Raw genomic sequence first — 12,456 nt, forward strand, 5'->3', positions numbered from 1 at the left:
GAAGCATTATGGCAGGCAACAGCATTGGACAATTATTTAAAGTAACCACATTCGGCGAATCGCACGGTATTGCATTAGGCTGTATCGTGGATGGCGTTCCACCGAATATGGAACTGTCGGAGGCGGATATTCAGCCCGACCTAGATCGCCGTAAACCGGGGACTTCACGTTATACCACACCTCGTAGAGAAGATGATGAAGTCCAAATTCTGTCCGGTGTATTTGAAGGTAAAACAACCGGTACTAGCATTGGTTTAATCATTAAAAACGGTGATCAACGCTCAAAAGATTACGGTGATATTGCGGATAAATTCCGTCCGGGACATGCGGATTATACCTATCAACAAAAATACGGCATTCGTGATTATCGTGGCGGTGGACGTTCTTCAGCACGTGAAACGGCAATGCGTGTTGCGACCGGTGCGATTGCAAAAAAATATTTACGAGAGCAATTCGGCATTGAAGTGCGAGGTTATTTATCCCAAATTGGAAATGTAAAAATCAATCCGGAAAGCGTGGCGGATATCAGTAAAATCGACTGGCAACAAGTGGCAAGTAATCCGTTTTTCTGCCCAGATCCGGTTGCTGTAGAAGGTTTTGATGCGTTAATTCGTGAATTGAAAAAAGAGGGTGATTCTATCGGGGCAAAATTGACTGTTGTGGCAGAAAATGTACCAGTCGGATTAGGTGAACCGGTGTTTGATCGTTTAGATGCGGATCTCGCTCATGCACTGATGTCAATTAATGCAGTAAAAGCGGTTGAAATTGGTGACGGTTTTGCAGTCGTAGAGCGGCGAGGTAGCGAGCATCGAGATGAAATGACACCGCAAGGCTTCTTATCAAATCATGCTGGTGGCATTTTAGGTGGAATTAGTTCCGGTCAACCGATTATTGCCCATATTGCCTTAAAACCAACATCTAGCATTATGGTGCCGGGACGTTCGGTAAATTTGAATAATGAACCGGTAGAATTAGTCACGAAAGGACGCCATGATCCTTGTGTTGGTATCCGTGCGGTGCCGATTGCTGAGGCAATGACCGCAATTATTTTGTTGGATCATTTACTAAGATTTAAGGCGCAATGCCGTTAAGTCGGGTTAATATACATCAATCCCCTTGAACATAAGTTCTAGGGGTTTTTTATCTATGAGATTTGCAAAAGAGGATAACATTATATAAACTGAAATAAATAACATACCCTTTATTTTATTATGATAAAAAATTACAGAACGTTTACTTTGGCATAATTTCGTTTGGTATTTCTCTTTCTATTCGTGCAGAAAGTGTAGATCCGATGTTGTTGAAACTGGATGCAACACAACAACAAAGGCAACAACAATATCAACAATCCAAAGATAAATCATTACGGACACAAGCAGAGGTAAGGTTGGATACTTCCACCCATCAAGTTATTTCTTTACCTCATAACGAATCCCCTTGCTACCCCATTCACCAAATTTCATTAACCGATTACAGTTCAACTTCCTCAACAAGCCAATTTCAATGGGCGTTAGATAAAGCCGCACAGGATTTAAAACTCACTTTGCCACATTGTTTTGGAGGCGAAGGTTTAGGCATTTTAATGAAACAGGTGCAAAATAATATTATTGAACAAGGTTATGTAACGACCTGAGTGGTGACGGAAGAGCAAAATTTGCGTGGCGGTAAGTTAAATTTAACCGTCATTTTGGGGAAAGTGCGTAATACGATTGTGGCGGATAGCGGTGTTGTGCCTCGTTTTACCAAATTACACGCATTAACCGCCTTTACCTTTGAAAAAGGCGATTTGCTCAATGTTCGTGATATTGAGCAGTCTTTAGAAAATTTAAAACGTGTGCCAACGGCAGAAGCGAATATTGAGATTTTACCGAGTGAAGATGAATTAGCTTTAGTGGGCCAGTGATTTAAAAATTAGCTATGCACAAGCATTTCCTTTTCGCTTAAACCTTGGTTTAGATGATGCTGGTTCGACTTCAACCGGCAAATTTCAAGCCAATGGAACACTATCTTTTGATAACATTTTTTCCGCAAACGACCTTTTCTATACTTCCTTCACACATAGTTTAAATACACATAATGATGACGAGGGAAAACAAGCCAGCAAAAGCTTTACTTTCTATTATTCTATTCCTTTCGGTTATTGGACATTATCTGCTTCGCAGAGCTATAACCGCTATCACCAAGAAGTCTTTGGGGCATTTGATAATAATTACATTTACTCAGGCAAAAGTAATACCACTAAAGCCACCCTTTCTTATTTACTTTATCGAGATAGTAAACGTAAGACATCGGTATCAGGCAGTTTTTGGTCTCGTCAATCACAAAACTATATTGATGGTGCGGAAGTTGATGTTCAAAAACGTCGTATGGCAGGTTGGGAAGCCGGCATTTCACATAAAGAATACCTAGGCTATGCGACTTTAGAATTATCAGGAGGTTATAAGCGAGGGACGGGTGCAAGAGGGGCATTATCCGCACCGGAAGAGCTTTAGAATGAAGGGACTTCACGTCCGCAAATTAGTGTTTTTCGTGAGTTTTATTTAACAGGTAAAGTAGAATCTATGGTTTAATTTAAAAAATAATTTACCTTCGTGAAATATGATTTCGATAGAGTATCTAAATGTTCAAGAAGAGGATACTTTTGCAGTAGATTTGTAAAAGAATAACCTTACAAGTGGTCAAATTTCGCCGAAATTTGACCGCTTGTTTTTGTATTGGCTTTGGACACTCGCAGGAGTCGAGTGCCGGCGTGGTGCAGTAGATAGCTATTCCGAACGGAAGCAGAAAGCGGCATCAGGTGTGGCAGGCGAAGCGAGTACAATGTTATTATCGGAAGTGGTTTTTAACAAAGAAGCAAGCCAATTAAGTGAAGAAGAGCGAGAGTTACTGAGTGTTGCAGGTCAATTATCGGGTGCTTTAGTTGGTAATGGAGTGGGCGGTAATACGGCAGGAACATTACAAGGGATAGAAACGGCAAAAAGGGCGGTGGAGAATAACTATCTCTCAGCTCAAGAAGCGGCAAGAAAATTAGAATTAGAGGATAAACTACATCGAGGGGTTATTACATCAGAAGAAATTACGGAACTTAGTGAAATTAAGAATAAGGATAGAGAAAGCGATTTAGCTTTAATTTCAGCTTGCGAAGGAAATTCGCTTTCTTGGAAGTCTAATAAAAGTAAATAATCCATATACGTATGTATGTTAAGTGGTTAAATTTCCAAAAAAATCGCACGCTAAAATAAGGAAATCTTGAATTACTAAAATGATCAAGAAATTGGAATTGGCAAATTTCTTATCAAATTCCGACCGATCTTTCTTTAAAAAGCCCTCGCATGCGACCTTTAATTAATATAATCTAGTAATTATTTTTAATTTTAAAGGTAAATTTATGACACTTTCACAACGCTTTCATCGTTTGGCTCAACAAACAAAAACGGCGATTTCGCAAAGACCCACTTGAAATCCTGCTAATTACCCTATTCGCTTTTCCGTTTTGGTGGATAGATCTTTCTTATCATCATTTTGCCTATTGGCTTTTTGCTTCGGTTTTCTTTGTGGTGATTTATCTCACTCGCTCAACACGTTGGTATAAATTTTCGTGGCTCGTGCCTGTGTTAGGTTGCGTGGCATTATGGGCGGTGAATGATAATGCAAAGTTTTACTTTGAAAGCCCTAAATATTGGGCATTGCTGTGGATCACGGCGATTATGCTTTGTAGCGTGCCGTTTCAGCGTGAAAATCAGCCTTATATGTTTCACAAATTCAGCACGGCGTTTAATATTATCGTCGCTGAACTCACGGGCTGTTTGATTCTTGGTATTTTATTTGCCGTAATGCTAAGTGTTAAAATTCTTTTTGGCATCGCATTTTCAGAGAATTTTTATCTACGTAGTTCGTTCTTTGTTCATTTCTTTTTTGTTCCGCTCTTTTTCTTAGTTTTTCAGCAACGTCAAACCGAGAAAATGACGCTGAACCGCTGGCTTGATATTTTGCTTAATTTTATCGCAATACCTGCGTTGATGATTTTTACCGCATTACTTTATGCGTATGTCGGGAAGATTTTGCTGGCGACCGATTTACCAAAAGGAATGGTCTCAAACATTGTATTGCCTTATTTAATCGCAGGTTTAGCAATTTATTGCCTACGTGTAATTAGTGCCAAACCTCGTTGGAATGGCTTTTTCCGTTTTTATCCTTATTTAGCCATTGTACCATTTGTATTGCTTTATCTGGCGATTGAACGCCGTATTTCAGATTACGGCTGGACAGAACATCGAATTTATTTAGTGGCGATGGCTACCGCACTTTTGCTCTGTTATGCCACATTATTTGTGCAAAAAACACGCCAATATCGTTATTCTGCGATCATTGTAATTGCGGCGGTTTTCTCTATGACTTACATTCTCAACCCGCAAGAGATAGAGTTTAATAGCCAAATCAAACGGTTTGAAATGTTAGCGGAGAAATTGGACTTATTTGATGAAAATCGACAAATTAAACAGATTGATTTTGATAAACTTACTCATATTGATGGGGAAAAGGCTGAGCAATATCAGGCATTATCGGATATTACGTGGTATTTATTGTACGGTAATAAGGAAGATATTAAAAAACTGGAAGCGAAGTATGGTCAGAATATTTCAAACCTTAGTGGGTTTGATGGAAAGATGTCTGAAATAAAAATAATCAAAGATAACGCCTTGAATGAAATGCTATTTAATCTAGAACAAGAACACATCGACTGGGATATTTCAGACTATAAACGGTTAATTCGTTGGGAATCTGGTTTTGTGAATACGGAATACGAAACAACGCCATATCAATCTACAAGATATTGTTTGACCATCGAACAAAATGGAGAAGAAGAATCTTTTGGTTGTTTAGATTTAGATGAAGTTGTTCGCACAGTGTTTAAAAAACATGGTCTTGATGTAAAGACAAAACAATCTTATGAAACATTAAAAAAACTGAATAATGATTTTCTCACGATTGAAGATAAAGCCAAAGAGCAAGTAGTGCAATTTGATTCATTTCACATAACATTTCACAAAACGGAAGGCTATATTTTTAGTTATTTACGTAGTGCAACATTATTAATAAAATAGCCACTAATGGTGCTCGTTTCCTGACGAGTGTCAATTCTTATCTGTTGTAAACTGTTAATTATGTTGAGTATTTTATAAATTTTAGCGGTAAATCAAGCACTTGTTTTGGCACGAGTGAAACACTCGTGCTATCGGGGGGAAAGTAATATTTATCCTAAAGAAAAATAATAAGAAAAAGATATGAAAATAGTGATGAAATTTCATTACTCGTAATCTTACGATATGATAGAAGAGTAAAATTAAATTCATCTGTAAACGGTCAAATATCCCTAAATTTTTTTGCAATCTGCAAGAATTTAGCGAAATTTGACCGTTTGTTTTTGTGTCGGTTTGGCACTCTAGATAGGAGTAGAGTAGCATATTGGAGAATACCCAAGTACCTGAATTTCCTCGGAATATTTCCATTCTCTCTTTACTTTTTAAGCACAACGGATTGTATCTGTTGAAGTATGTTATTAGTTAAAAATAAATGATTTAAATTAGATAGGCTTTTAGAGTAAACTAAATAGTAATGAGGGAAACCTCACGGTTATTTTCCAAGAAAACCGAAGACAGTTAAATAGCGAATTAATCACCATATCAAGGTCGTTGAATTCCTTAATGGCTATTAATTTGTTGATTTTAAATAAATGTTTTGGGATTTGTTTTGTGAAAATAAGAAGACTTACTCTTTTTTATCCGTTTAGAAAGCATTTATGAAAAAATTTAAAACTATTTTGTTATCAGGTTTCCTTAGTTTAGCTACTTCAACTCAAGCAACACTTTGGGAACAAATTCGTACCCCTGTTACCGGGCAAGCACAGCCTATCGGTGGTTATAGTAACGGTTGCATTATCGGTGCGCGACCATTAGCTTTAAAAGGCGAAGGTTATCAAGTGATTCGTTCTGCACGTAATCGTTTTTACGGCCATCCCGATTTATTATCCTTTTTACAACGTTTAGCTCAAAATACGAAAAATGCGGGTTTACCGCCAATTTTAATTGGTGATATGGGAATGCCGGCAGGCGGTCGTTTTTCTTCTGGTCACGCCAGTCATCAAACTGGCTTAGATGCGGATATTTGGTTTAAATTCGGTCCAATGGACGAAGAAACCGCAAAAAATCCGGCAGGTTTGGCGACATTAATGGTGAATCGAGATGCCCAAGTGGTTGATGAACGAGTATGGACACCACAGCATGCTACAATGGTAAAATTAGCCGCACAAGATGTTCGTGTAGATAGAATTTTCGTGAATCCGGCGATTAAAGTGAAATTATGTAATACCGCTGGTTCAGATAGAAATTGGTTACGTAAAGTACGTCCTTGGTACGGACACGATTCGCATATGCACGTTCGTTTAAGTTGTCCGCAAAATGCACCAAATTGTGAAAACCAAGCCCCGATCCCAGCAGGTGATGGTTGTGGTTCGGAGCTTTATTCATGGTTTGAACCGGCTCCGGCAGGATCAACTGCATCAAAACCGAAAGTATTACCAATGCCCCCGGTTCAATGCCAGATGATTCTATCGTCACAAGGGCTTAATTAATAAAAAAACGCACCTGTAATTAGGTGCGTTTTTCTAGGTTAATGATTATTCTGCTTTAATCGCAAATGCTTTGAGCATAGTGCGGAAAATATCTGTGTTATCAACATAGAATTGGCTTTCCGGTGTGGCTTTATAGTAAGTGCCTAAGTTGGTCTCTGGTTTTGCGATTTCAAGGAAATGTTTTGCTCCAAAACCTTTCGCAAATATGGGTACTAATTCTCTGGTATGGTTGTCCGAATACCAACGAACAAGCGGTAGTGTGCCTGCACCTTGGTTAACGATTTCTGAATAGAATTTGTCGTTAGAGTCAGGACCTTGCAAGAAGCCGTTGCCATGATCAGTCGTTACAATGAGTAATGTTTCATCCCATGAACTATTCTTTTCAACCCAGTTTACTGTTGCTTCGACTGCAAGGTTAAAATCAATTTGTTCTTCGACTAAACGAGGTAAATTATTAGCGTGAGTCGCCCAATCCACCGCACCGCCTTCAACCATTAAGAAAAAGCCTTTATCATTCTTACTGACCACGTTTAATGCACCTAACGTCATTGTGGCTAAATCTGGTTGGTTCTCAAGCCGATTACCTGCCGTTACACCATCTCGATTAAATTGTAAGGTCGCATTATTCGGAGCAGTACCAAGTATTTTTTGTTTACCGTGAAAATCTAATTTACCTTCAGCCAGTGCAATAAAATCTGCTTTACTATCAATTAGCTTATAATCGGTTTTCCCTGCAACTAAGTTTTCCCACGTTTCTTTACCACCAACAAAACGGAAATCTTTTTCATTTTTTGGCTGAGTAGCTTTACCGTTTTTGTCAAAATACGGATGACCACTTCCCATAATAACGGATGCACGTCCGGATTTTACCGCTTCTTGAGCAATTTCAGCATAATTATTACGGCTTATATTATGTGATAAAAAACCTGCCGGCGTAGCATGACTCCATTGTACGCTACTAATTACCCCTAAAGAACGACCAGATTCCACCACATATTCACCAATATTTTTGATACGAGTGTCATTATTCGACCAGTTAATTGCATTGTTATAGGTTTTTTGACCGCTAGCTAAGGCTGTTGCAGCAATGGCACTATCAGTAAAATCAGTTTGAGCATATTCATATCCGCTGAAATAGCTAGGATAGCTTGTAAGATTGCCTTTGTGCTGATAATTAGATTTATCTTTATTCCAAAGATTTTTAGGATCAAATTTAATTGAGTTTTCAAGTGAATTGGTTGGTTTATTCGAGGTATTAAGCGGATAGGTTGAAGCAAATAATTTTACATCAAATTTATCATAAACTTCTTTACTCAATGCTCCGTGACGGAAATAGCTTGCGGCTTTCCAAGTATTAATACCAGCACCATCACTAATTAATAGGATAACATTTTTAGCTTTAGGACTTTCAGTTGCGGTTGACTTTGCGATAGCCGTTTGATGAATAGTTGCACCTACACATAAGAATAATGCAATTTTTGATAATTTCATAATTACTCCTTAGATTGACTATTTAGTCGAGGTGTATTTTATGGATTAATTATGACATTTATATGACAGTAAGCTAAAGTTTTAGATAGATGGTAAGTAAAAGCCCTGTAATCACAGGGCTTTGAGCTATTCTTGAAATGAATTGTAATCAACCGAAAAGCGGGTTTCTTATTCCCACTCAATCGTTGCAGGCGGTTTGCCTGAAACGTCATATACCACGCGGGAAATGCCGTTTACTTCATTGATAATACGGTTTGAGATTTTACCGAGTAAATCGTATGGTAAATGCGCCCAATGTGCGGTCATAAAGTCGATGGTTTCAACTGCACGGAGTGAAACAACCCAGTCGTATTTACGACCGTCACCCATCACGCCCACTGATTTCACCGGAAGGAATACGGTGAACGCTTGGCTTACTTTGTAATACCAATCCGCTTTATAAAGTTCCTCGATAAAGATTGCATCCGCTTTACGCAGTAAATCGCAGTATTCTTTCTTGATTTCACCTAATACACGCACACCTAAGCCTGGGCCTGGGAATGGGTGGCGATTAAGCATTTCTGCCGGTAAACCAAGGGCTAAACCGATTTTACGCACTTCATCTTTAAATAATTCACGTAACGGCTCAACTAAACCGAGTTTCATATAATCTGGTAAGCCACCTACGTTGTGGTGAGATTTAATTACGTGTGCTTTACCAGTTTTGCTTGTCTGCTGATTCGATCACGTCAGGGTAGATAGTACCTTGTGCTAACCATTTTACTGAGGTCAGCTTTTTAGATTCATCATCGAATACATCGACAAACACTTTACCGATGGTTTTACGTTTTGCTTCTGGCTCATCAATACCTTTTAACGCATCTAAGAAACGGTCTTCGGCATTTACTCGAATGATGTTTAAACCGAATTTATCGCCAAACATTTCCATCACTTGATCGCCTTCATTTAAACGAAGTAAACCGTTATCCACAAATACGCAGTGTAAGTTTTTGCCGATAGCACGGTGTAATAGCAATGCAGTAACTGATGAATCTACACCGCCTGATAAGCCTAAAATTACTTCGTCGTCGCCTACTTGCTCTTTAATACGAGCGACAGCATCTTCGATAATATTTTCTGCTGTCCATTTACATTCGCAACCACAAATGCCTACTACGAAGTTAGTTAATAGCTCTAAACCGCTTTTCGTGTGAGTTACTTCCGGGTGGAATTGTACACCGTAGAAACGGCGGCTTTCGTCCGACATTGCTCGCAATCGGGCAAGTTGGTGTGACACCAATGATTTGGAAACCTTGTGGTAAACGAGTTACTTTATCACCGTGGCTCATCCAAACGTCTAATTTCGGCTCAGAAGCGGTCAAATTATCGTTTAATTTTGCAAATAACGCATCAGTTGCTTGTAAATCAACGGAAGCATAGCCGAATTCACGATGATCAGAAGTTTCAGTTAAACCGCCTAATTGCATCGCCATGGTTTGCATACCATAGCAAATACCTAATACCGGTACGCCTGCATTGAATACATATTCCGGTGCACGAGGGCTGTTTTCTTCGGTGGTACTTTCAGGACCACCTGAAAGAATAATCCCGGTCGGGTTAAATTCACGGATTTGTTCTTCGGTAACGTCCCACGCCCAAAGCTCGCAGTAAACCCCAATCTCACGCACACGACGTGCGATTAATTGCGTATATTGTGAACCGAAGTCCAAAATTAAAATTTTATGATTGTGAATGTTGTTCATTTAAGTTCTCTTTTTTATAAAAACCTAGGGCGATTCGCCCTAGGTTACGCATAGTTGAGCTACTCTGTAGCTCTTGTTTATTTGTAATGCCCAGCTCCAGCGGAGCTGAATTATGCATAACCCACGGCATAAGCCGTGGGTACTGTGCTACACAAGATAGCCTAAGATTAACCCATACGATAATTCGGTGCTTCTTTAGTAATAGTCACATCGTGAACGTGAGATTCTTTGATACCTGCACCGCTGATACGTACGAATTGTGCTTTAGTACGAAGATCTTCAATGGTTGCTGAACCTGTTAAGCCCATGCAAGAACGTAAACCGCCCATTTGTTGGTGGATAATTTCTTTTAAGAAACCTTTGTATGGGATGCGTCCTTCAATACCTTCCGGTACTAATTTATCCGCCGCGTTATCTGATTGGAAATAACGGTCTGAAGAACCTTTGCTCATTGCACCTAATGACCCCATACCACGGTAAGACTTAAATGCACGTCCTTGGTAAAGTTCGATTTCACCTGGTGCTTCTTCCGTGCCGGCAAACATAGAACCCACCATTACACAGCTTGCGCCCGCCGCGATTGCTTTTGAAATATCGCCAGAGTAGCGGATACCACCGTCTGCAATTACAGGAATACCACGACCTTCTAATGCCGCTGCTGCTTCTGCAATCGCAGTGATTTGTGGTACGCCTACGCCGGTTACGATACGTGTAGTACAGATTGAACCCGGGCCGATACCCACTTTTACCGCACTTGCACCGGCATCTGCTAATGCGATTGCGCCTTCAGCGGTTGCGATGTTACCGGCAACGATTGGTAAGTTAGGGTATTTTGCACGGGTTTCACGGACACGTTGTAATACGCCTTCAGAGTGGCCGTGTGAAGAGTCGATTAATAATACGTCCACGCCAGCTTTCACTAATGCATCAATACGTTCTTCATTACCAGGGCCCGCACCAACAGCCGCACCAACACGTAAACGACCGAATTCATCTTTACACGCATTCGGTTTTTGTTCCGCTTTTTGGAAGTCTTTAACGGTGATCATGCCTTTTAATTTGAAGTTGTCATCAACCATTAATACTTTTTCAACACGGTGTTCGTGCATCAATTCTAAGATTGCTTCACGCGTTGCACCTTCTTTTACAGTGACGAGGCGTTCTTTCGGTGTCATTACTTTTGCAACAGTTTTGGTTAAATCTTTAACGAAACGAGTGTCTCGGCCGGTAATGATACCGACTAAATTATTTTCACTATCAACAACAGGATAACCGGCAAAACCGTTTTTCTTCACAAGTTCAGCAAGAGAAGCAAGCGTTAAATCCGGCGACACAGTAACAGGTTCCGAAACAATACCACTTTCAAATTTTTTCACTTTACGTACGCGATCCGCTTGACGTTCGATAGACATATTTTTATGAATAAAACCGATACCGCCTTCTTGTGCTAAAGAAATCGCTAATTTAGTTTCTGTGACAGTATCCATTGCGGCGGAAAGCATTGGGATATTTAAACGAATTTCTTTAGTAAGTTGAGTAGAAAGATCAGCAGTATTTGGAAGCACAGTGGAGTGTGCAGGGACGAGAAGAACATCATCAAATGTGAGGGCTTCTTGTTTGATACGTAGCATCGCAATAGTTCCTTTAAAAATTATTGAAAATAAAAATAGGTATGGGAAAAATTGCGAGCGGATTATACAGAGGTTTCTTTTTTTTGTAAATTTGAATTTTGGGCAAACGTTTGCTTTTGTTTAAAATTTAACTGTTATTTTTAATTTATTTAGCTTATTACAAAAATTTAACTTTCCAATCGCTTTTCTCTCTTGAATTGAGATAAATTGCCCTTATTATGGTAAACTGTATTTTTAAATTATAGATAAGAGATTATAAAGGATGGGCAGAAAAAGAAGTGCCAGTTCATCTCGTTGGTTGGCGGAGCATTTTAAAGATCAGTTCGTGCAAAAAGCACATAAACAAAAATTACGTTCACGAGCTTATTTTAAATTAGATGAAATTCAGCAGACTGATCGTTTATTTAAACCGGGAATGACAGTCGTTGACTTAGGGCCGCACCGGCGGCTGGTCGCAATATGCGGTCACGCAAATTGGTAGTAAAGGGCGTATTATCGCTTGCGATATCTTAGATATGAATCCAATTGTTGGTGTGGATTTTTTGCAAGGCGATTTCCGAGAAGAGTCGGTGTTAAATGCTTTATTAGAGCGTGTCGGCGATGATATGGTCGATGTGGTTATGTCGGATATGGCACCGAATTTCAGCGGTATGCCGTCAGTTGATATTCCACGAGCAATGTATTTAGTAGAATTAGCCTTAGATATGTGCCGTCAGGTACTTGCACCTAAAGGCAGTTTTGTGGTCAAAGTGTTCCAAGGTGAAGGCTTTGATGATTATTTAAGAGATATTCGTGCAATGTTTAGCACAGTAAAAGTGCGTAAACCTGAAGCTTCTCGAGATCGTTCAAGAGAAGTTTATATTGTAGCAACGGGTTATAAAGGCTAATAAGCGGTTAAAAATTGCAAAGCGTTTGCAAAAATCTGACCGCTTGTTATCGAGTGATATAACAAGTTTTTTTA

At 39.4% G+C, this 12,456-nt stretch carries 6 protein-coding genes and 3 pseudogenes; 6 read left to right on the plus strand and 3 right to left on the minus strand.

What is annotated here, in order from left to right:
- The first annotated feature begins 8 nt into the window (after positions 1-8).
- The 5 genes and pseudogenes from aroC to mepA all read left to right on the plus strand — a co-directional run bounded on the left by aroC (position 9) and on the right by mepA (position 6,631).
- The gene (gene aroC / locus NYR89_RS03255) at positions 9-1,091 is read left to right on the plus strand and encodes a chorismate synthase (protein WP_279446317.1); all 1,083 of its coding nucleotides are present in this window, start codon (positions 9-11) and stop codon (positions 1,089-1,091) included.
- A 167-nt stretch (positions 1,092-1,258) separates the two neighbouring features.
- Positions 1,259-2,489: pseudogene (locus tag NYR89_RS03260) on the plus strand (ShlB/FhaC/HecB family hemolysin secretion/activation protein); the annotation flags it as partial.
- 220 nt (positions 2,490-2,709) lie between these two features.
- On the plus strand, positions 2,710-3,183 hold the full coding sequence (locus NYR89_RS03265) for a VENN motif pre-toxin domain-containing protein (protein WP_279446318.1): 474 nt from the start codon (positions 2,710-2,712) through the stop codon (positions 3,181-3,183).
- A 317-nt stretch (positions 3,184-3,500) separates the two neighbouring features.
- Entirely contained in the window at positions 3,501-5,105 is a 1,605-nt protein-coding gene (locus NYR89_RS03270; protein WP_341536368.1) for a DUF4153 domain-containing protein, read from the plus strand.
- A gap of 695 nt (positions 5,106-5,800) precedes the next feature.
- Positions 5,801-6,631, plus strand: coding sequence for a penicillin-insensitive murein endopeptidase (mepA, locus tag NYR89_RS03275; RefSeq protein ID WP_279446321.1), 831 nt, complete (start codon positions 5,801-5,803; stop codon positions 6,629-6,631).
- 45 nt (positions 6,632-6,676) lie between these two features.
- Here mepA and NYR89_RS03280 read toward each other — a convergent pair whose 3' ends face one another.
- The 3 genes and pseudogenes from NYR89_RS03280 to guaB form a co-directional block, all read right to left on the minus strand.
- On the minus strand, positions 6,677-8,122 hold the full coding sequence (locus tag NYR89_RS03280; protein WP_279446322.1) for an alkaline phosphatase: 1,446 nt from the start codon (positions 8,120-8,122) through the stop codon (positions 6,677-6,679).
- A gap of 168 nt (positions 8,123-8,290) precedes the next feature.
- Positions 8,291-9,864, minus strand: a pseudogene (guaA, locus tag NYR89_RS10920) (glutamine-hydrolyzing GMP synthase).
- Positions 9,865-10,031: 167 nt separating this feature from the next.
- Positions 10,032-11,495 (minus strand): IMP dehydrogenase, encoded by a 1,464-nt coding sequence (gene guaB, locus NYR89_RS03300; RefSeq protein WP_279446325.1) that lies wholly within the window; start codon positions 11,493-11,495, stop codon positions 10,032-10,034.
- Positions 11,496-11,757: 262 nt separating this feature from the next.
- Between guaB and rlmE the strand changes: the two are divergent.
- Positions 11,758-12,382 (plus strand): annotated as a pseudogene (gene rlmE / locus NYR89_RS03305) (23S rRNA (uridine(2552)-2'-O)-methyltransferase RlmE).
- The last annotated feature ends 74 nt before the right edge of the window (positions 12,383-12,456 follow it).

This window comes from Actinobacillus arthritidis (assembly GCF_029774155.1).
In the GTDB taxonomy this organism is placed as follows: domain Bacteria; phylum Pseudomonadota; class Gammaproteobacteria; order Enterobacterales; family Pasteurellaceae; genus Actinobacillus; species Actinobacillus arthritidis.